This window comes from Variovorax sp. UMC13, from assembly GCF_014170375.1.
Taxonomy (GTDB): domain Bacteria; phylum Pseudomonadota; class Gammaproteobacteria; order Burkholderiales; family Burkholderiaceae_C; genus Variovorax.
The window spans coordinates 157,105-178,780 of the sequence record NZ_LZZW01000013.1 but is presented as its reverse complement, the minus strand read 5'-3'; the positions used below and the strand labels follow the sequence as shown (position 1 = coordinate 178,780).

At 62.7% G+C, this 21,676-nt stretch carries 15 protein-coding genes; 5 read left to right on the top strand and 10 right to left on the bottom strand.

Features of this window, described 5'->3' with window-relative positions; all coding sequences use genetic code 11:
* Positions 1-328: 328 nt before the first annotated feature.
* Both A9977_RS10950 and A9977_RS10945 read right to left on the bottom strand, forming a co-directional pair.
* Entirely contained in the window at positions 329-1,165 is an 837-nt protein-coding gene (locus A9977_RS10950) for a hypothetical protein (protein WP_183024865.1), read from the bottom strand.
* An 89-nt stretch (positions 1,166-1,254) separates the two neighbouring features.
* Positions 1,255-3,168, bottom strand: coding sequence for a metallophosphoesterase (locus A9977_RS10945; RefSeq protein WP_183024864.1), 1,914 nt, complete (start codon positions 3,166-3,168; stop codon positions 1,255-1,257).
* Between the two features lie 463 nt (positions 3,169-3,631).
* Between A9977_RS10945 and A9977_RS10940 the strand changes: the two genes are divergently transcribed.
* On the top strand, positions 3,632-4,456 hold the full coding sequence (locus A9977_RS10940; RefSeq protein WP_183024863.1) for a hypothetical protein: 825 nt from the start codon (positions 3,632-3,634) through the stop codon (positions 4,454-4,456).
* Between the two features lie 347 nt (positions 4,457-4,803).
* On the opposite strand, the gene A9977_RS10935 is transcribed toward A9977_RS10940, so the two are convergent.
* Together A9977_RS10935 and A9977_RS10930 are read right to left on the bottom strand one after the other, a co-directional pair.
* Positions 4,804-5,796, bottom strand: coding sequence for a tripartite tricarboxylate transporter substrate binding protein (locus A9977_RS10935; RefSeq protein WP_183024862.1), 993 nt, complete (start codon positions 5,794-5,796; stop codon positions 4,804-4,806).
* Positions 5,797-5,804: 8 nt separating this feature from the next.
* Positions 5,805-6,749 carry a LysR family transcriptional regulator gene (locus A9977_RS10930; protein WP_183024861.1) on the bottom strand — a complete coding sequence of 315 codons (945 nt, stop codon included), beginning with the start codon at positions 6,747-6,749 and terminating at the stop codon, positions 5,805-5,807.
* A gap of 163 nt (positions 6,750-6,912) precedes the next feature.
* On the opposite strand from A9977_RS10930, the gene A9977_RS10925 reads away from it, so the two are divergent.
* Positions 6,913-8,550, top strand: a complete 1,638-nt coding sequence (locus A9977_RS10925; protein ID WP_183024860.1) for an argininosuccinate lyase — start codon at positions 6,913-6,915, stop codon at positions 8,548-8,550.
* A 304-nt stretch (positions 8,551-8,854) separates the two neighbouring features.
* Here the strand turns inward: A9977_RS10925 and A9977_RS10920 are convergent, their stop codons facing one another.
* Positions 8,855-9,142, bottom strand: coding sequence for a putative quinol monooxygenase (locus A9977_RS10920; RefSeq protein ID WP_183024859.1), 288 nt, complete (start codon positions 9,140-9,142; stop codon positions 8,855-8,857).
* An 847-nt stretch (positions 9,143-9,989) separates the two neighbouring features.
* On the opposite strand from A9977_RS10920, the gene A9977_RS10915 reads away from it, so the two are divergent.
* Positions 9,990-11,126, top strand: coding sequence for a glycosyltransferase family 4 protein (locus A9977_RS10915; RefSeq protein WP_183024858.1), 1,137 nt, complete (start codon positions 9,990-9,992; stop codon positions 11,124-11,126).
* A 203-nt stretch (positions 11,127-11,329) separates the two neighbouring features.
* Entirely contained in the window at positions 11,330-12,427 is a 1,098-nt protein-coding gene (locus A9977_RS10910; protein ID WP_183024857.1) for an acyltransferase, read from the top strand.
* A gap of 102 nt (positions 12,428-12,529) precedes the next feature.
* Here the strand turns inward: A9977_RS10910 and A9977_RS10905 are convergent, their stop codons facing one another.
* Complete coding sequence (locus A9977_RS10905) at positions 12,530-16,189, bottom strand: pentapeptide repeat-containing protein (protein ID WP_183024856.1); 3,660 nt, start codon at positions 16,187-16,189, stop codon at positions 12,530-12,532.
* Positions 16,190-16,473: 284 nt separating this feature from the next.
* Here A9977_RS10905 and A9977_RS10900 point away from each other — a divergent pair, with 284 nt between their 5' ends.
* The gene (locus A9977_RS10900) at positions 16,474-16,806 is read left to right on the top strand and encodes a DUF1090 family protein (RefSeq protein ID WP_183024855.1); all 333 of its coding nucleotides are present in this window, start codon (positions 16,474-16,476) and stop codon (positions 16,804-16,806) included.
* 26 nt (positions 16,807-16,832) lie between these two features.
* On the opposite strand, the gene A9977_RS10895 is transcribed toward A9977_RS10900, so the two are convergent.
* The 4 genes from A9977_RS10895 to A9977_RS10880 all read right to left on the bottom strand — a co-directional run bounded on the left by A9977_RS10895 (position 16,833) and on the right by A9977_RS10880 (position 21,660).
* On the bottom strand, positions 16,833-17,432 hold the full coding sequence (locus tag A9977_RS10895) for an NMCC_0638 family (lipo)protein (RefSeq protein ID WP_405054683.1): 600 nt from the start codon (positions 17,430-17,432) through the stop codon (positions 16,833-16,835).
* A gap of 303 nt (positions 17,433-17,735) precedes the next feature.
* The gene (gene hisC, locus A9977_RS10890; protein ID WP_183024853.1) at positions 17,736-18,815 is read right to left on the bottom strand and encodes a histidinol-phosphate transaminase; all 1,080 of its coding nucleotides are present in this window, start codon (positions 18,813-18,815) and stop codon (positions 17,736-17,738) included.
* A 13-nt stretch (positions 18,816-18,828) separates the two neighbouring features.
* Positions 18,829-19,830, bottom strand: coding sequence for a CobD/CbiB family protein (locus A9977_RS10885; protein WP_183024852.1), 1,002 nt, complete (start codon positions 19,828-19,830; stop codon positions 18,829-18,831).
* A gap of 597 nt (positions 19,831-20,427) precedes the next feature.
* The gene (locus tag A9977_RS10880) at positions 20,428-21,660 is read right to left on the bottom strand and encodes an integrase arm-type DNA-binding domain-containing protein (protein WP_183024851.1); all 1,233 of its coding nucleotides are present in this window, start codon (positions 21,658-21,660) and stop codon (positions 20,428-20,430) included.
* Between the last annotated feature and the right edge of the window lie 16 nt (positions 21,661-21,676).

Below are 21,676 nucleotides of genomic sequence, written 5' to 3'. Positions count from 1 at the left end.
TCAGCCTTTCGCCCTTTGCCTCACGCTGCGCGCAAGCGTCGCGGCCCATGCCTCGGCCAGTCAAAGCGTACCGTCAATATGCGCGCGGGGGATGCGAATTCGCCAAAGGTACCAAAAGCAGGTTGCCCGTGCTCGTACGGCGCTCCGCTCAACCCACCATAAGGTGGCGTTTACGAGGGTTAGACCTTAGAGCGGATGCCAGAGCGCGAGTGATTGCACGCCCGACCAACTTTTCGTTGCTAGACCAGCAGGAATACGATGCATACGGCCCCGCCCGCAAGCGCCGCGCCGACTTCGCCGCAACCCAAAGAATGTAGATATGAGAACTCTACTTTCCCGAAACAGCCATCACTTTGAGGCTCTCGGCTACAGCCTCGTAGAACTTTCTACCCTCGACGCATTGCACGGAGGTGGCTAACGCAGCCGAGCAGTTCGCCTTAACTCTCAAATCGGCAGCGGCCAGGTCCTTCTCAAGCTCCATCCGACGTTGCGTGGCCGAGTTCTGCGTGCCTTCTTCCAGTACGAGTTCGAGGCCGGTCATGAAAGAGCATGTCTTGTGAACTTCCAGGACAGCTTGCACCGTCTTGTACATGCTGAACTGATTAATATCCAGAGCCAGCGACTGGTCCAGTTGCTGCGACTTCACCAGCATTGCCTGGCCGATCTTGCGGTTGACTGCTGTCACTACTGTCTGCTTGTAGACCGTCTCATTGATCAAGGAACGTTCGGAGTTCGAGAACAGCGCGAGCGCGGCGTAAAGTGTCTTGGCACTCTCTGTAGACGCCACGGCTGCGGCACCGGAGAATAGGTTGGTCAAGGTACCGAACGAGATGTTGGAAGCAGCATCACGGCCGTAGATCGTCTGCCTATGCAAGGTACAGAGATCAGTCGAGGCGATGATCATGACGGCTGCGGCCTGATTTCGCGCAGCCGAGCACGTGCTTACATCCCCGCCGCTGATTCCCACGCCGAAGCACTTGGAAGGCACAAGCGGTGAGCCGCCGGCATCGACGGCCTGAAGTGCCTTGGCGAGAGCCACAGCTCGATCCAGCGAAACAGAATCAAGCGGAGGCGCCGCGTAGCCGCTATAGATCTGACGTTCCAGGCTCGTACAGCCCTGCTGGAAGATCAGGACCACGATGGCAAAGGCCAAACGCATTTTCACGGCTGCTCCTTGGATATGTTTCGAAGATCTACTTCTCTAACGCTGACCGCCATAGGAGCGCGAGCCAGGAGTGTCTTTTTCACCCGTAGTCATCGCCAGTGTCCTTCTCCGTCGACAACCGAAGCCGACCGAGTGAGTTGCCGCCTGGTGGTATGGCTCCTGCTCAAGGCATCTGTCATAGCGACTGAACCCACCGCGGACTCCTCGGCACTTCGCAGTGCGGCGCAATAGCGAAGTCGATGCGCTTCTTCCCGCACCGCGATCGGAGTTTCTGAGTCCCAGAAGTACTGATGCACCCGCAGCAGAAGGTTGCCCTTCTCCTGTACCGAGCACTGTGTGGCATGCACACAGTTTGCAAGGTAGCGAAGCTTGGCTGTGACGTCGCTTCCGCTGCCAAGCGTGTACTTCTTGTAGTACGCCTCAGCGACTTCTACGGGGCCGAAAGGTTCATAGCTCAAGATTGCATCAGCTGGCATCGCTTTCTCAACGACGTCAGCGTAGGTCAGAAGCTGCGGTCTGAGCTCTTGATGCTTTGCCCCCCAGAACTTGAAAAAATGCCGAACGGCGCTAGTGGTACTGGCCAGAAAGCGCCAAACGGAAAGTTTGTCCGAGTTTCGATCCGATTCGGACTTTTGATCGTTCACCGCATATCCGGAGCCTTCGGCGGGCGGCCGGTAGTCGTCGCAAGTCGGGCGGGTCATGTCATCGAGCATCTGTCGCTGGGAGAATATATTCAGGGTGTCTGAGCCAACTTCCTCGAAGGCAAGAGTTCTGTAATAGAGCGGAGCATCACTGAGGCTGCCGATATTCAGTTCATAGATCGGGCGGCCTTCAAACTGATGGCGATACCAGCCTCCTTCGTGTGTATGTGCCGTCACCACGAACGGAACTACCTTCGGATCCGCTAGAAGTGCGTGGAGCAGCTTGCGCTGCGCATCAGGCCAATCCGCCATGTTCCACTGCTGCAGTGGGTGATGACCAGAAAGGATGACGTAGGCGTCCGCTGGCACAGACTTCAACAAACTCAATGCTGCGGAGATCTGCCCAGCTGAGATAGCGGCTTCCTCGCCCGCTCGCAGGCCTACCAGTTCAACGCGAGGCTTTCGAGCATAGTCAGACGTATCGAAGAGAAGCATGTATACGGGCCGGCTTGCTGAACCCGCTGCTGGCAATCTGACAAGTTGGACGATATAACTGGTCCAGCCCAACTTCTCATCGATTCGATAGGATAGGCAAACCCCATCTGACACACACAAAGTGTCCTGATCACGTTCTCTCTCTCGCCCCATCAACATCTTCAAATAGTCAGATACCAACTGTGGCTTCGGTTGGCGATCGTGAAGTACAGCACCGTCCTTTGTGGCGCGTCCAACATTGCAGACGTTGCTCCAGTAATTCTCGTTGTAGCGATCCGTCTTCTGTGGGTACCAATTTCCAACGAGAAATCCATCATGATTTCCAGGAGCGAGTAGCCAACTTCCCGCTCCTGGTCGACCATCCACCATCTGCATCGTTCTCGTGAACTCTTGCCACTCGCTCTCACAAGAAACGTCGATCGCGTCTCCCAAATGGATTGTCAAAGGCAGCGCCTTCGCGTGCCGCCGCGCCGCCAGTAAAAGGTCACTGGCGCCAATGACCTGCTGACCTGTCCGAATGGTGACAGGCACAAACTCGTCTCCAGCAAGTGACCAGTACCGACTCGCGGTTCCACGGCTCTCATGAATCTGGGTATCTGCAAGCAACGCGATGGGCAGGGTCAATGATGCTCGGCGAGAGATCACATCGGCTTGCTCCTGGCCGGGCGCTTCGCCCCGATCCGCGCGCAAATTATTTGACTTTTCCCAAGACGCTGGCGGCGAGACGGAAACGCAGCCACAGAGCAGCAATGCACCACATGAAGCCGCAACCGCCACCGTACGAGTGAGAACATCACTGCATGATTTACCCCAAATCGCGATGCCAAGGCGGTGAATAGGATCACCAGAAAAATTTCTCTCTAGCATTGCAACTCCTCGCTCATTTTTAAAATTTTGATCCGATCGTAGGATCTAAATTTTAGAAGCCATCCTCTGCAAATGAGAGGCCCCGCCATGCCAGCCTTCTCAGATACTGAGCGACGCACAGCGGAAATACCTAGCAGCATTTCGACTAGGGCACTACAGTGCTTACCTAGGGAAATGAGGGACCTATATGCAATGGATATCTATCAGGCACTGCGCAAGCCTGGCCTTAGTGCTTCTATCGGCAGGTTGCACCCATTTGGCAATGCCAGCTGTACCGGGTGACCCGCTGGTGGTCAGCTTACCATTCCAGGCTTCCGGCATTAGTGATGGGCGAGCTCAGTTTGCAGATATTTTTTCTGCAGAACTACCCAATACGGGTGATGACAATGAGGTGTGGAAATGGTTGCACCCCTTAGCAGAGGCGTTAGCACCGAGGGCGGCTCCCACTATCGGTATCCATGGCTTGAGCGTGCTCATCGTCCCAGGAATTCTTGGCGACTGCGTGGATGGGCAAGCGCTGCCTTTCAGCGATGGGCGGGTGCGCGTTAGGCCACGTAACTACACAGAGGCATACGCACATTTGGAGAACCAACTAGGGGTTCGCGTGCGTGCAATAGAAGTTCGAGGCCGTGCCTCGAGCCAGTTCAACGCCGCGATCATCGCTAGGGAGTTGACGCTAGAGGCTCAAAAATCTGAGGTCCACCATATCGTGCTAGTGGCCTACTCGAAGGGCGTACCCGATACGCTTGTCGCGCTAGCCGCCCTCGATTCGACGCGTCTTCTTCCTGCGAAAGTCCGAGCTTTGGTATCCATCTCCGGCGTGGTGATGGGAACGCCAATCGCGGACCGCATGGAGTGGCTCTATGAGAACCTGGCAGCCAAACTCTCTCCGCTGGACTGCACTGCGTCCACAGGCGGCGAAGTCACCAGTCTGACCGTCCGCGAGAGAACCACCTGGTTAGTGCGCAACGCAGTTCCTCAAAGCGTCAAGCCGTACTCTGTTGTCGCCCACATCCATCGAGACGCTGCAGCACCAGCTCTGGTTCCCTCATATGACGCATTGGCCACAGTGAATCGCTTGAATGATGGGCAAGTCCTCGCAGGTTCCATGCTTCTACCGAATGCAACCTTGCTTGCAGAGGTAAAGTCCGATCACTGGACCTACGTGCTCGCACTCAATCGCAGTCCCAGCCTTCTGGTCCGAAGCATGGCATCACCCACGGACTTCCCGCGTGACGCCTTTTTTAGAGCCATTGTAAAAACCGTGGCGACGGACCTTTCCCGTTAGCGAGGCCAAGCCCTAGCAAATCCGCTCAGCGCGCCGTGAGCGCTCGTCTTCTTCAGAGGTTGCCTGCCCTTAGATCAGCTCGCTATCACTAGTGGCTATGTTGAACATACAGCCCTTCGGAGAAGCCAGTTGCTTCCATCAGCTAGAGCTTCGCCATCGGCCATGAGCAGACGTCCACCATTGACCTCTTCGCTCCATGGCCGGTGTCGTTCAGGTACCGTTTTCTCTGACCGGGAAGGATCTTGTCTCGCCGTCTTTGTTCAAAAAGTGGCGCGCCGAGGATCTGAACGGCGATGAGGCACGTCTTCATTCGGTAGCGGGCCCATTTTCATTCGTGCTCACCATCCCTAGATCAGCGGAGACTGGCGCAACACTGCACGTAGTCTGGCTTCCTCAATCAGCACGAACTGCTCGAAATCGGCCGCCGACATCGGATGCGCGGGCAGATCGCCCAGCCCCACCCTCAGGGCATGGAATGTCGCATCAGCCAGAATCACCTGCATGGCGCGATGCAGCGCCTCCGCCACTTCCGGTGCCAACCCTGCAGGTGCCAGCAAGCCAGCCCACATATCGAACACGACGCCCTTCAGCGTTCGTCCTTCATTGACGGTAGGTGTCTGGGGACTTGCTGGATTCCGCATCGCCGACAGCGTTCCGAGCACGATGTGTCCGAACTGCCGCGCCTGAAGCAAGGCCGCGGGCAGAGGCACCATCACCGCATCGATCCGCCCGCTTACCAGATCGATCATCAGCTGTGAACCGCTCTGGTAGGACACGTGCAGCAACTGCACATCTGCAGCCCTTGTCAGAGCCTGCGCAGCCAAGGCTTGGAGCGATTGCCGGCCCGTCGCGCCAATTGAAAGGCGCCCCGGCAGGTCCCGGGCCTTGTCGATGAAGGCGTCGATGCTCTGCACACCCAGGCCTGAGCGAACGACCAGCGCCATGGGCGCGCGACCATACATTGCGATCAACGAGAAGTCCGAGGCCTGGTAGCCCCATTGGGGATTCACTGCGGGGGCGACCACAACTTCACTCGGGGTGCCGAACATCACCGTATAGCCATCAGCCCTGGCCCGCAGCACCCGCCGCGCTGCCAGACCGCCGGAGGCGCCCGGCATGTTGTCCAACACCACCGGTTGCGCCAGTTGCAGCGCCAGTGCAGCTGCCATGCGGCGCGCGGTCGTGTCCGCTTCACCGCCCACGGCGTACGGCACGACCAGCGTCAACGGCCGCTTTGGAAAGGAGAAGGCGGCAGAGGCCGAGGCATTGCAGCCTATGCCGAATGCGCCGAGACTGAACAGAAAAGACCGACGCTCGCGCAGGCTTGGCTGCGCGGGCATCCGGCGGTTCACAACGGCACCCCTTCCCGCAGTCCCTGAATCGTTCGTGCAACGGCCGACGCCGGCTGCGACAGGGCCTCGGCACGCGCCACGATGCCCAGGGGCGCCAGGGACACGGAGGCCGTGCGCAGCACAGCAATCCGCCCCTCGTCGAGAAAGGAGCGGATCAGGTTGAAAGGGGTCAGCGCAAGCATGTCGCTGTGGGTCAGCAGCGCGAGGCTCAGAAGCACCGAGCGGGTAGACATCTGGCAGGTCGACGGCATGCCACCCAACCGCGCGAACAACTCGGCAAACTCATGCGGCGCGATCCCGGTCAGTGGGGGCGTGAGCCAGATGTGCGTAGCCAGAAGCCGGTCGGGCACCACGTCGAGCGCGGCCAGCGGGTGGTCTGCGCGCGCCACTACCACGAAGTGGTCCTCGAGTACCGGTGTGAAGCTGTGGCTGACGGGAAGCGAGACCGGCTCTCGGCACAGCAGCAGGTCTGCGCTGTCGCGCTCGATCAGACCCAGAAGGTCGTCGGCCGAGACTTCTTGGATGTCGAGTGCGATGTCCGGGTGCGTAGCGGCAAAGGGCGGCAGTGCCGTGGTGAGCCAACCCGCCACGGCTGCGCCGATGGCGGCAATGCGCACCAGCCCACGTGTGCCGCCCTGCAACGCCACCACGGTGTGCGCACAGGCCTGCATCTGCCGCAGCGCGTTGCGCACCAAGGGCAGCAACGCCATGCCCAAGGCCGAAGGGCGCATACCGCGCGCATGGCGCTCGAACAGCGGCGCGCCCAGAACCGATTCGAACTCGGCGAGCGCTTGCGTGGCGGCAGGCTGGCTCAAACCCAAGGCCGTTGCTGCCTTTTGCAGGCTCTGCAGCTCGGCGATGTCCACCACCAGCTGCAGGTGCTTGATACGCGCGCGGCCGACCATGCGCGAGAAGAGTTGGGCGGGCAGTATGTGACTCATTTGTTTTTTGAATGTCTCTCAGAATAAATGAATTTGACCCAGGCTCCTATTGCCTCAAGACTGGAGGAAGCTGAGCGGGATCTCGCCGAGACCCCTATCTAAACAACAAATAGCTCTTCGCGCCCAACCGGCCGGAGGCCCAAGAACATCGGAGACAGATTCCATGAAAACCCCCAACTCGATCGCTCGCAGACATTGCGCGCTGCGCCTGCCTGCCTCGTTCATGCTCAGCGCGGGCCTCCTGGCTTGGATCGGAACCGCGAGCGCTGCCGATACATTGGACACGGCCTGCCGCACCACGGAGGAGTGCCAGGCACAGGTGGCCCGCCTCCAGGGTACGGTGAAAGGCGAGGCGACCAGCGCGCTTTCAAAGCAGCAGGATGTCTTCTACTGGTTCGGCCGCATCAACATGGCCTCGACCGTTGTGCACGCCGAACAAGGCATCATTCCGGCATCGCTGGCCGGACGCATTGCCCGCGGCGTCAGCTACTCCATCGACCAAGCCGCACAACCCGGGGGCAAGAGACCCACGGATGTGCTGCAGGTCGAGAAAATCATCACTGATCAGGTAGGCCCTGAAGGCACTTTGATCCACACGGGCCGAAGCCGCCAGGACATCCACTCGACGCTGAACGCCGCGCAACTTCGCCTGGAAGTGTTGGACTACGCCGATGCGCTGGACGCGGTGCGAAAGCGGCTGATCGATCTAGCCGGCAAGCACGTGGACACCTACGTGCCGGCCTACACCAACGGCGTTCAGGCCATGCCCATCAGTTATGCGCACTACCTGCTCGCCTTTGCGGACTCCTTCGAACGCGATGCCACGCGCATCCGCGAGGCCTATGTGCGGCTGAACCTCAGCCCCATGGGCACGGCAGTGTTGGCCAACTCGAGTTGGTCGGTCAACCGTGAACGGCTGGCGGCGCTGCTGGGCTTTGACGGATTGATCGTCAATTCACTGGACGCTGGCCAAATCAGCACCTATGACGTGCCGCTGGAGGCAACGGCCATTGCCAGCTCCACCGCGATCCGGGTCGGCGCCTTCCTGCAGGATGTGCATGTGCAGTACCACCAAACGCGCCCATGGTTGCTGCTAGGCGCGAACAACACCTACACCAGCAGCGCCATGCCGCAGAAGGCAAATCCCGGCGTCATTCAAAACACGCGCGCCAAGGCCACCGACGTGGTGGCGTCCGCACAGGCCGTGACGCTGCGCGCGCACAACGTAACGCCAGGGATGATCGACTACAAGAACACCGCCAGCGCATCGGGCGCCAAGACCTTCGTGCTCGGCGTGGAAATGCTCCAGCAGTTCGACGGTGTGCTGGGCGCGTTGCAGATCGATCCGGCCCGCGCGTTGGAGGAATTGGAGTCCGACTGGATCACCTCCATGGAGCTGGCTGAAACGCTGCAACGCGCGCACGGCGTGCCGTTCCGCGTCGGCCACCATTTCGCGTCTGAGATCGTGGTGTACGCACGCAGCCAAAACCTGCGCCCCAAGGACTTCCCGTACGCGGAGGCGCAGCGCATCTACGCCGAAGCCGGCAAGAAGTACCAGTTGACGCAGTCAGAACTGCCGCTGGACGCGGCCACCTTCCGGGCCACGCTCTCGCCTGCCACCATGGTCCGCACCCGCACCGGCACAGGTGGGCCGCAGCCGGTGGAAGTGCGCCGCATGCTGGCCGCAGCAAGCGCAGCGCTGGCACGCGACCAGGCTTGGGTCGAAGCACGGCGCTCGCGACTGATCGAGGCAGAAGCGTCTCTGAACCGCAGCTTCCTTGAACTGGCCCGCAAGCCCTGAAGGCAACGCGAATCGAGCGTTGAAGATCGTCCCCTCGATTTGCTTTGGCACCATCTCCGCACGCAGCACCGATCCGATGGCTTAGAACGTGACATGGGTCAGCGATGTGATGAGCTTGCCGACGATGGCCTTGGAGTGACGGAGGGCCGTCACCATGCTAAGCAGTACGAACAACCCGGCCAGGTATGCCAGCTTCGACATCTTGGCGACGCGCGAGCCCGGATGATGAGCGCGGGTGCCCTATAAGTCACCGAGCAAGGCCGACCTCGGCCACTAGCCAAATCTCACGTCCTTCTCGACCCAATCACTCGAACGGATCCATTAGCAGAAAGGTTGAAGCCGATCTTTCATGACGACTGATCAGCGGCACCAGCCGCTTGAAATGCTCAGTATTGCAATGTGTCGCCAAAGCCTCCCGATCTGGCCACTCTTCTATAAATACGAAATGTCCCGAATCTTTTTGATGAATAAAAAGATCGTAGGATATGCAGAGGGGCTCAGCCTTTGTCTTCGCCACGAGCTCCCGATACAGAGGCAAGACTTCTGCAACGCACTCCGGCTTGATGAAATCTTGAGCGATGACTTTGAGCATTGCTGACGTATTTATTATTTCTGTGAACCGGCTTTAAACTATAGCTTCCCGGAAGCAGCCGATATTTCCCTCGATCTCAGCGACGGTCAACACGAAAGACCAGCCCAACCGATTTGTCCTGGGCACTAAATTCCTCAGGGTGAAGTGATCGGTGAGGTGAATGCTGACGCTGCAAGTAGTGGCGGCAGTCCGCCTAGAGCAGCCGTCCGATGTGACGATAAACTTACTCGGCTGGAATGAGCTTGGCCAACCGGCGCATCGTCGGTAGGGTCCGATTCTGACCGGCTGCAGCCGGTCGGTATGGCGCCACGGGTGTTAAACGACTTTATGGATTTCTCCTTAACTGACGTTAAGACCCCCTATCAAGTACCTCCGTCGGCGAGGAATGGGCTGTGTTCTGCGCTGATTACCCTACCCACTTACGGTCGTCGGTTCGCCAAGATCACGCCAATTTGAGGCGCCCGGCACCATGCGCGCGCCCCTTACACTCGTGTCCTTCCTGCATCATCGGCCTCCAGGGCTCGACAAGGTCTATATTGGTGACTGCTTACATTGCTGTGGAAATCCCACGGGGCGCCATGGCCGCTGGCAACTCAGTTCCCCACGGCGACGGGATGATGCTGGACCACAAGCGTCCTTGTATCGCCGAGACGCGTGGCTGCAAATGCCGGATTTACCGCTCGTGCGCCAAGAAAGAGCCGGTCGCTCGCACACGTACTGGGCCGCGGCTGAACGACACAGACTATCGATTCGTCCGCATAGGCGGGCGCCGACGCCAAGCGCCATTGCATGCAAGGGGTGCTGCTTCCAGTGCTGGGGCAGACGCACTGCCGCAATCCGATTGACCATGAAGGTCCTGCTGTACTCCCACGCTTTCCACCCCTCGGTGGGCGGTGTCGAAACCGTGTCGATGGCGCTGGCACAGGGCTTCATAGCCACCGGCGGCATCGAGTGCCGAGTCGTCACGCAAAGCGAGGCCGGCACCGCGCCACCTGCGGACTACGGCTTCGAGGTGTTCCGACGCCCCCGCCGCGCGCAACAGCGCGAACTCGTGCGCTGGGCCGACGTGGTGCTCTTCAACGGCGCGAGCCTGACACTGCAACCCTGGGTGCTGCTAGCGCGCAAGCCTTTCGTCTGGGTCCACGTGGGCTACCAAGTGGCGTGCATCGACGGCCTCGGCTGGGTCGACAACGCGAGCGCTCCCATCACGCCGCTCGCCTCTGTGCGCTTCCACGCGCGCCGCAGCGGCTGGGCCACAGCGCTGCGCGAGGGAATCAAGCTGTGGCTGCGGCGCGGAGTTGCCCACTTTGCGGTCGATCGCCACGTGGCGATCACGCAGTGGATGCAGCAAGCGCTGCCGCTGCCGCGCCAAGTGCAGATCTACAACCCCTTCCCCATCTCGCAGTTCGCCGGCGCGGACATGCCAAATCCCGAATTCGACTTCTTCTACATGGGCCGCCTGGTCCAGGAAAAGGGTGTCGACATACTCGTGCGGGCCTTTGCCGAAGTGATGCGTCGCCACGGCCCCGGTCCGCGCCTGTTGCTGATCGGTGATGGCGCGGCACGGCCGGTCATCGAGCAGCTGGTGGCGGAACAAGGCCTCGCGGACGCGGTGGTGTTCGCCGGCCGGCAATCAGGGGCCGCGCTGGTGGAGGCCGTCGGCCGCGGTGCGATCGGCATCATTCCTTCGGCCTGGTACGAGCCCATGGGCGGCGTGGCGATCGAGCTCATGGCCGCGGGCAAGTGCCTGATCGTGTCGGCACAGGGCGGCCTGGCCGAATGCGTGGGCGATGCGGGCCTGAGCTTTCCCAATGGCGATCACACGGCACTGGCCGATCGCATGCATCGGCTGCTGGACGACCCGGTGCGCCGGGCCGCCCTATCGGCGGCCGCGCGCACGCGTGCGCAGCAGTTCCTTCCGGGGCGCTTCGTGGCGCAGTACGTGGCGCTGCTGCGGGACGTGGTCGCACGGCGCCAGGCCTGAGCCTGCGCCCGTGGTGCGGGGCCCCATGCCCTGAGCCGAGGCTACGTGCCGGGTCGGGCCAGCCGGGCGGGCCTTCGTTCGCCCGCAAGCCCAATCCCGCCATTGCCAACTTGAAGAACTTTTGTTTTAAAAGATCTTCTTGCATTGGCCATCGATCGATACACTCCAGCGACCCGGTCCACCTCCCCACAAGAACCCGCCCCATGTCCAGCCGCATCGACGAAATCACGGGCCTCAGGTGTTTCGCGGTGACGATGGTGGTGCTGACCCATGCCCAGCACACCGCGGCGAACGGCTACACCGGCTGGCTGAGCCTGCTCAAGATCCTTGCGAACGGCAACCAGGGCATCCTGCTGTTCTTCGTGCTGAGCGGCTTCCTGATCACGGGGCTGCTGCAGCGGGAATTCGCCAGCAGCGGGCGCATCGATTTCCTGGCGTTCTACCGGCGGCGCACGCTGCGCATCTGGCCCGCGTCCTACTTCTACATCCTCGTGCTCATCGTGATGACCATGGCCGGGTTCATGCGCATCGACTGGCGGGAGTTCCTGGCGGCGGCCGCGCACATCTGGAACTACGGTGCGCTGCTGCACATCGCACCGATCGAGGGCAGCCAGGGCGGATGGTACTTCGGGCACTTCTGGACCCTGGCGCTCGAGGAGCAGTTCTACTGGATCTGGCCGCCGATCCTCATCTACCTGCTGCGCAAGCACAACGACCGCCTGCTGATGGCGCTGATCGTGGCCATTCCCCTGGTCCGGATCCTGTTCTACTTCGCGGCGCCCGCGCAGCGCGGCCAGCTGACCATGATGCTGCACACCGGGCTGGACCCGATGCTGATCGGCGGCCTGATGGCCTTGCGGCAGAGGCAACTCGCCGACGCGCTGACCGGCTTCCGCTACCGCCATGCCTTGCTCACGCTCGCGGTGATCCTGTTCGTCGGCGTGACCCCCGCGATCGGCTCGATCCTCAAGGGCGCCTGGAACGTGACCTACGGGCAGACCATCGACGCGCTGCTCGCGGCCGTGATCATCCTGGGCATAGTGCATGTCAAGGACTTCTGGCTGAGCCGACTCTGCAGGCAGCGGATCCCGGTGTTCATCGGCACCATCTCGTACAGCCTGTACCTCTGGCAGCAGCTCTTCCTGAACCACGACTTCGCCTATGCGATGGCCTTTCCGTTCAACATCGTCCAGGCCTTCGCGGCCGCCTGCGTCAGCTGCTTCTTCATCGAACGGCCGTTCCTGCGGATGAAGGACCGGCAGCGGGCGGGAGCCGTGCCGGCGCCTTCAAGCGCGGGATAGGTCCAGCCCGATCGACTGCGGCCGCACGGCGCCGGCCGAGCACAGGGCGAAGCGGTTCAGCATCCGTCGGCCTTGAATGGGCTTCCGATGCGCCGGCGAAGTTCACTGCCTCCTGCGCGAGACGGACGGGATGTTGGCAAACACCAGAATCCACAACAGGAACTGGACCGTCGAGAACATCATGGCGAATCCGTGTGGCGATACACCGTCGATCAGCACGAATCTGCACGTGGGCCCCGAGGGCTCTTCTGAAACCTTCCTGCCCAGCAGCCTCGCGATCCATTCCGGTTCACAGGTGGGCCCCACGAGCCTGGCGCGCACGATGTCAAACTTTGAGCCGCTCAGTATCGGCAGGGAGTAGGCAAAGGTGACGCCGGTGGCCTTGATGTAGTCCCAGTCCGTTCTCAAGTCGTAGTGACCTGCCATGTCCCCCTTCTCCTTCTCGGAGCCCACGAACTCGACGTTCTCGGGATTGCGAAGCACCAGGACGACAGGCAGGAGGAAGAGAACAAGCCACACGGCCATCAGCATGGGCCACGTGCCATTGCCCGAGAACAACCAGTTGAGTCGATTCCTGAGGCGAGCGAAGAGGTTCGCGACGCGTTCGAGAATGCGGCTTCCGGGCTGGAGATGCAGGCTGCGCCAGAGCATTTTTCGATAGACGCGGTTGGCCCGGCCCTTCTTGCCGATCTTCGCAAGGCGCTGCTCTACATCCAGGTAGTTTCTCCCGTCGAATGGCGCGGTGGCCACAAGCAGCGGCAAGGCCTCGCGTTGTGGATCCACAGCCCAGTCGCCGATCAAGGCTGCCGAAAGATCAATGGTCCTTGGAAACTCCCAATGCCTGGAGGCTTTCCCGAATCCCTGTGCCTCGAGTTGTGCAAAGCTACATCGGGCAAGCGCAAACGCCGCTTCTTGCGGTGCCGGCGTTTCGACACTCGCACTGTGCAGCACCAGGCGCGCCGCGCGCGAACCCTCCAGATCGACGGTGCCCTTCGCCAGCCGCAGAATGGACCGCGAAGCGACCGCTGCATCCACCTCATCCGACATCGCCCTTGGCGTGGCCAGCAGCACTTGCCCCGTGAACTCCGCATCGCGCGCTCGAACGCCTCCCTCGCGCACGGTCAAGCCGGTCAGATCCGTGCTGCCTTTGACGCGGATCGAATCGGCGACAAAGGATTCGCACGTGATACGGGCTTCGTCTGCATAGGTGAGGAGGTGGCCTTCCACCCTGGCGCCGTCGAGACGGATCGCCCCGCCCACATCCAATCTGCCGAGCTCGATGGAGCCCTCGACACGAAGCCCTCTCAGGTCCAGGGGTCCCTTGAAACGCCCACAGATCTCGCGCACCGCAGCGGCGCTCACGGTCGGGTCCAGCAAGGGAAACTCCCTCCTCGTCCGGCGACGCACGACTTCGGCGAGTTCGGCCGACCAGAACTGCAGACTGCCGCCCATTCTGACGTTGACGGCGACGAAACCGCCTTCCGCCTCGCCGAGAGCGGCGCCATGCAGTTGCAGCCCTTCGAAGCTCGAGGTTGAATCGATGACGACATCGTGAAGAACGATCCCGCTGGCCTCGGACCTGCAGAATCGAAGGGCCGGGGCGCGCGCGTCGTCGGCGAATGCGTCGGAACAACTGATGCGCAGCCGACCCAGTCGCCCGGTGACGAACTCGATTTCCCCACCGATCCTTGCGCCTGTCAGGTAGACCCCACTGGTCACGTTGGCGCCTGAACCGGTCAAGCCGCGCTCGACGGTAAAGCGGTAGTCGAGCCAGAGGCTGCCGTAGAAACCGCCAGAGATCTGTGTTTCGATGAACGTCAAGCTGCCGCCGACGCTGATGCCGGCCAAGTCGACAAGGCCGGTTTTGGCCCGGTCAAGCAACAGGTGCCCCGCAACGCGTGGGCGCCATCCACCCGGTGAGGCTCCACCCCGCACGGCCACTGCGTGCAAGCCGATCTGCCCCTTGAGAGTGCAGGCGCTCAGGTCCAGATTGCCCTCGATACGGATTCCATGCGCATGAAACTGTGCCAGTTGAGCGCCATGCAGGACCACATGATCGAAGATGAAGCTTCGGCGATGCGCGCCTGGCTCCTGCTTCTTTGGGACAAGAGACCGCAGGTCCAGCGGACCGTCGATCTGGGCATGAGAGATGTTCAGTGCCTCGCTCTGCTCGCCCACGCCGGGACGGGGATGAATTTGCAAACCGCGTGCACGCAAGGTTCCACCGATGCGGCACCACTCGGCACGCACGCGCCCGAAGCAAGTCAACTTGTCCGCAAAAAGGCTGCGCTCCACCTTCAGCCCTCGCAGCGCAAGCGCAGGTGGGGGCTTCAGAACAGCGTCTTCAGGGAACGCCCCGGCTTGCGGCACAACGTCGCCTTTGGCAACAGCGCCATAGATGATGGACCGGTCCAGGCGCAACGCACCCTTCACGGTGGTGTCGCACATGCTCAGGCGCTTCAGAAAGCGGCAACCGATCAGGTTCAGCGAGCGCTCGAACACGCACTCGTCAAACAGCACGTCGTCGTCGAACTGAACGTTTTCCAAAGTCACCGCGGTCTTGAACACGTGGCTCCATCGCACGGGTTCGCTGACGCGCAGACCTCTGACCACACGAGCCGTCCCTGTGGATGTCAGCTCGGGGACAGCATGCTGCCCGCCCTCGGGTGGTGCCTGAAGCTCCTGCAAACGCTCCAGCAGGGCGGCCGCGCCGATTGATTCCCGAGGATCCGTCTGGAACAGCAGCCTCGTCCCGTGGGGGCCCCAGCGCGCTTCCCACTTGCGCAGCGGCAATGGACTGGTCAATTGCGTGTCCTTCGTCATGCGAACCCGTCCGTTGCATGTGACTTCGAACTCGCACCGGAACAGCACCGTGTCGTAGTAGACCAGCGCCTCGAATGTGACGCACAGCGCGTTCAGGCCATCGGCCCCCTCTGGAGGAACATCCTGGTCTGGCACCACACTTTCTGTGCCAGGAGAGGCCATCCGAGTCGGGACCGGTGGATTCGCAGGAAACGCCTCGAACACCTGAGCAACCGCAGCCGGCGTATCACCCAGCGACTTCCCGTCGCGATCGGCATCGTCTGCGAGCTTGTCCTGCAAGACTTCAACCGGCCGGTCGATCGGCGTGGGCTGTGGCGTCTCAGGCAGATCTGGCCTGTCCAACGACTCCATGCCGGTGACGGGCTCGAAAACCCTCAACCACTTTCGCCGCGCAACACCGTGAGCAGTCTGGGAGTGCTCATCCCACGTCAGGCTTGCAGCACTGCTGGGAATGAGGAACGGCGCAACCGCGCCTGTCTCCTCGTGCGCCTGGCCTCCGAGAAACGAGCAGAAGAACCTCAGATAGTCTCGAATCGCGGCAGTGTCCAGCGACGCCAGATCCAAACGCATGTTGTCTGCGATCCGCCCCAGGGGGGCAGAGGTCCAGTCAAGCAGAATGCGGTCCGCCAGCCTGTCCGGGCCGACCACCATGAACAGATAGCCCAGCCCGCCGTAGCCAACGAGCGTGGTGATCGCCGAGATGTCGCAATCGAATCGGAAGAGTTGCCAGCCCGGCGGGGCGAACTCCAGCGCCGTCACCCAGACGCGGCGCACCAGAAGGGGCGTCGCCAGTTCGGAGCCACCGTGGTCGCCCTCCAGAACGGCCGCCGGGACCGCCTCGCCAGGTGAAGAAAGCAGCTGCGCGAGTTGCTCGACGGCGGTGTGTGCTGCCTCTTCGTTGACCTCGCTCCAGCGCTCTTTGCAGTCTGGCGTGTACATCAAGACCTCCGGTCGAAGCTTCGGATGGAACGTGCGATCAACCGGCAAAAGGCGCTGCCCAAGCAGGCGAGTTATCGTAAAGGCCAGTCATGCGTTCCGTCTCGCCCTTCGACCAGGCCTTCTGTCGGATAGACGAGACAGGGCCGATGCGCTATGGACGGCGAAGGAGCTCGCCCAGCATGACCAACGAGCGCATCGGCCCGATGGCGGCATTGCGCGCATGCCGATGCACAGATCGTCCGCAATGAACTTGCCGGCCGATCGCGTGTCTCACAGGCACCGCCATGCACGCCCTCCTCCCCCTCCTCCTTGCAGCCCTCTTTCTCTTCGCCACCCCGACGCTGGCTCAGCCGTCCAATCCAGCCGGCGAAGCGGACTGCAAAACCGAGGAGCTCAGGCTGCTGCAGGAGATGGACGTGGCGCAGACCCGCGGGCGCCTGCTCCAGCGCCGACAGCTCGCCGATGAACTGGCAGCGGTCCAGGCGCGCTGTGGCACGCTGCCGCCGGTGCAGAGCCGCGAGGCGCACATCGCGCGGCTGCAGAAGGAAATCGCCGACCTGCGAAAAGAGCTCGACCGCGCGGAAACCGAGCTGCGCAAGCTGAGACAGGGGCTCTGAGCCAAGGGATCCGCGCCCGCGGCAGCCTAGCGAAAGGTGATACGAGGCCGCCTGTTCTTCTTCTGCTCGGCCTCGGGCACCGGCGCAATGACAAGGATCGCCTGCGTGGGCGTCAAGGGGCTGTCGCTGCTCGCGCAGGCCATGTACCAAGCCTGATCGCCGACGTCGTGGGACACCCGGTACACCGTGTTCTTCTGCAATCCGCCGAAGTCCGAGAACCGCGTGTTCGGCACCGACTGCACCGTGCTCCGCTCGGGGCCTTCGACGGCCAAGCCTTCGACGATCTTCCTGAACCCTTCATCGAGCACGCGCGCATCCGCCTTCTGGGCTCGGATTTCGCAAATGCCGTTGTCGAGCATCAGCAGCATCCGCTGCGCGTCCAGGCCATTGCCGACGTCCCAGACCGTGTCGGCGTAGCCATTGAGGAACGATTCGGCGGCCTCGGGATTTTCTCGATGGCCTGCCTGCAAGAGCGAGGCACGCAGCGCCAAGGGGTTGCGGTGGTGTCTGAGGCAGGTGGATTGCCACAGCGCGAGCAACTCGCGAGCCAGCGACTCACGCGCCTCTTGCGGTTCCGCATTCCAACGGCGTGCCGAGCCCAAGCCCGGGCTGCGGCGCCGGGGCATTGGCATCGGACGCCGCCGCAAACGATGTCGGGAGCGCGAGGAGCAGGAACTGGGCAACAGCACGGCGTCGCAGGGCCGGCAGGAGATTCGGGGAAGCGTTCAAGTGGGCTTTCTTGTCATGGCCCTCCCCGGCAAACACCTTTCGCAAGAACATGTCCTTGGGAAGCCGTACGAGAGAGGAATCCCTACAAGACGTTGCCGGCGCACTCACACTGCCGAAAGTCATGAAATCTTCATCTTCGGTCCTCGGAGTCGCCCCGAGATCCAGGCGTTCAGACGCCACCGGCGGGCTGTCGCTGCAGACTATCCAAGGATCGCCGCCAGCGCATCCACCAACTGGCCGCACTGCGCCCGCGTGCCGATGCTGATGCGCAGGTAGTCCGCGATGCGCGGCTGACGGAAGTGGCGCACCAGCACCGCGCGTTCGCGCAGTGCAGCCGCCAACGCAGCGGCGTCATGCGCCGGATGCCGCGCGAACACGAAGTTGGCCTGCGAGGGCAGCACCTCGAAGCCGAAGTCTTCCAGCTGCAGCACCAGCCCTTCGCGCGTGTCGACGACGGCGTCACGCGTCTGCGCAAACCAGGCTTCGTCCTGCAGCGCGGCGATCGCGCCGGCCTGGGCGAGGCGATCGAGCGGGTAGGAGTTGAAGCTGTTCTTCACGCGGGTCAGCGCATTGATCAGCGATGCCTGGCCGCAGGCGAAGCCCACGCGCAGGCCCGCCAGCGAGCGCGACTTGGACAGGGTCTGCACCACCAGCAGGTTCGGATGGCGGTCGATCATCGCCAGCGCGCTCTGGCCGCCGAAGTCGACGTAGGCCTCGTCGACCAGCACCACGCGCGTCGGGCAGGCGCGCAGCAGCCGCTCGATGTCGGCCAGCGGCAGGCCGATGCCCGTGGGTGCGTTGGGATTGGCGATCACCAGGCCGGCGCAACCCTGGGCCGCACGCGCGGCCAGCGCCTCGACGTCGATGCGCAGCGCGGCGTCGACCGGCTGCAGCGCGCAATCGATGCCGTAGAGCTGCGCATAAACGCGGTAGAAGCTGTAGGTGACGTCGGGAAACAGCAGCGGTTCTGCCTGCTGGAAGAAGGCGAAGAAGGCATGCGCCAGCACTTCGTCGGAACCGTTGCCGACGAACACTTGCCCGGGCTGAAGGCCGTGCCGCGCGGCGATGGCTTCGCGCAGGGCCTGCGACTCGGGGTCGGGGTAGCGCTCGAGGCCGTGGGCCGCCGCGGCCTGGATCGCGTCGAGCACGGCGGGCGACGGCGGGTACGGGTTCTCGTTGGTGTTGAGCTTGACCAGCCCGTCGATGCGCGGCTGCTCGCCCGGCACGTAGGGCTGGAGCGCACCGATGCGCGGACTCCAGAAGGAAGGGATGTCGGTCATTCGGGCGAAGGTTTCAGCCCAGCAGGCGGGCCAGTGTGAGCAGCGCCAACAGCACCATCCACATCACGACCGAGCGCCACACCAGGCCGACCACGCTACGCAGGTGCGCCAGGTCGGGTTCGCGCCCGCCGGTGCTGCCGCTGTCGTGTTCGGGGTCGGACCAGTTGGTGTCGCCGGCCTGCGCATGGATGAGCGGGTCGCCGGCGTCCAGCGACCGCAACGTGCCGCCGCCAAGCCGCACGTTCACGGCCCCGGAGGTGGCGGCCAGGATCACGCCGTCGTTGGGGTCCGGGAACCGCTTGGCGTCGTTGCGCCAGGAATCGATCGCGTCCTCGAAGCTGCCTACCACCGCGAAGCCGAGCGCGGTGATGCGTGCGGGCAGCCAGTCGGTCAAGCTCCACGCACGGCGCGCGGCCTGCTGTACTGAGACGCTGGAGGGCTGCACCGCGGCGCCGTCCTTGTGGGTCCAGTAGCGCGCGACGAATTCGCTCATGCGATAGAACACCGCGCCGGCCGGGCCGAGGCCGAGGGCCGCGAGCACCGAGAACCAGGCCAGCACGCCAAATACGTGGCGGTGAGCGGCGATGACCGAGTGCTCGATCACGTGGCGCACGATCTCGCTGCGCGGCAAGTCGGCCGCATCGGCATGCTGCCAGTGCGCGAGCAGCGAACGCGCGAGCGGCTGGTCGCCGTCTTCGAGCGCATCGCGGATGCCAGTGAAGTGATGGCTGAACTGGCGGAAGCCCAACGTGATGTAGAGCATCGCGACGCTCCACAGCACCGCGAAGGGCAGACCCAGCGTAAGCACCAGCAGCCAGTGCACGCCCAGCGTGAGCAATGTGGGCACGAACACAGCGAGGCCCCATGCCACCCAGCCGTGGTGCGACTTGCCGGCATCGAAGTTACGGCTGGTCCAGCGCGTCCAGGCCAGCACCGCGGCATACACCGGGTTGTGCACAGTGAGCGGCCGCACCTGCTCGATCAACAAGGCACACAGGATGGCAAAGAAGCTCATCGGCCGATGATAGCGAGTCGGTCTCGCGCGTCACCTCGTCGCCGGACTCAACGCCGAATGCACCGCATGCCCCGCGAGAAGCGCTGCGAACGTCAAGGCTTGGCTCTTGCCGGCTTGGCCGGGGTCCCGAGGCAGGCTTTGCTTCAGCACACGGCCGTCGCTTCAGGGCCGATGTTTGCGTCGTGCCCCCCTGCCGCTCCCCTAGTTCTGCCACGCCGCTGCAGCCGGCCAAGCCCACAGTGCCCGATCCAACGGGCGCCCCGGTGCAGGTTGCCTATGTTCCTTTTTCCAACCAATGGAGTGAAGAAGTGCCTTTTAAAGACAACTGCAGCTTCAGGCAGGCGAAACACTCGCGAACCGACGAGACCGAACCAAGGACACGATAGGCTAGACGGAAATCGAGGAATACGACATCCGGAACACCGCAAGAGGTTGTGGGAAGGGTTAGGTACACCGCCGCCACGGCACTCAGGGGGCTCAAGACAAGCCATCGTGCCGAACAGCACGATGGCACAGGCAGGCTGACAGTAGGAGACTGGTGGTAGTCGCTGCAGCCGATCTTGCTTAACTCCGGCGAGCCAGGGGTCCGCCCCGATCTCAGGCCGCCTCGAAGCTCGGGATCTTCGCGCCTTGGCGCAGCTTGTCGAGATGGTCCGCGTAGGCCTGCATCATCTTCCGGCGCTGCGGCAGGTAGGTCGCAAAGTTGTAGGCCGCGCTGACCGCGTCGCGCTCCATGTGCGCCAGCTGCAGTTCGATGTGCGCATGGTCGAAGCTGTGCTCATGCAGGATGGTAGAGGCCACACCGCGGAAGCCATGACCGGTCATTCGACCGGCGTACCCCATGCGCTTGAGTGCGCCCAGGATCGTGCCGTTGCTCATGGGCTTCTCGTGGTCACGCTCGCCAGGGAACAGGAGGCCGCTGAGGCCGCGCAACTCGTGCAGACTGCGCAGAAGGTCAATGGCCTGCGTCGACAGCGGAACGATGTGCGGCGTCTTCATCTTCATGCGCTCGGCCGGCACCCGCCATTCGGCGGCGTCCAGATCGAATTCGTCCCAGTGGGCGGCGATCAGCTCGCCCGTGCGCACGAAGGTGAGCGCCATCAGCTCCATGGCCAGGCGGGTGTATGGCGACCCTGGGTAGCTGCGGATCTTTCGCAGGAGGTCGGGCATCTCCTTGGCGTCGACGCGCGCGAAGTTGCTCTTCTTGCGCCCCTTGAGCGCCACGCCAGGCTTGACGTCGCGCGCCGGGTTGCGCTCGCACTTCTCGTGCGCGATGCCGTACTCGAAGATCTGGCCGCACACCTGCCAAGCGCGACGTGACAGGTCCAGCGCACCGCGCTCCTCAATCTTCTTGGCCATGCCCAGCACCTGGGCCGCCTTGATTTCAGAGATCGGCTTTGCCCCCAGCACCGGGAGGATGTCCGCCTCCAGCCGGCGCTTGGTGTACTCGGCATGGCGGGGCGACTTCGGGCCTCCGACGCTGTGCAGGGCCCAATGGTCGTACCACGCGCGGGCCACGGCCTCGAACGTGTTGCCCATGACGTCGCGGCGGGCCTGCTTCTCCTCTTTCTTGCTCTGGACCGGGTCAGTGCCGGCCTTGAGCACCAGGCGCGCCTTCTCGCGCGCGGCGCGCGCGGCAACGAGTGTCACCGCGGGATAGCTGCCGAGCGCCAAGCGCTTTTCCTTGCCCTCCATGCGGTACTTCCACCGCCAGTGCTTGCCCCCGGTCGGCATCACCTCGAGGTACAGGCCGCCGGCATCGAAGAGCCGAGCACGCGCTTTGTCCGGAGGACATTTGGCGTTCCTGCAGGCGACGTCGGTGAGAGGCACTCGGGGACTTTCAGTG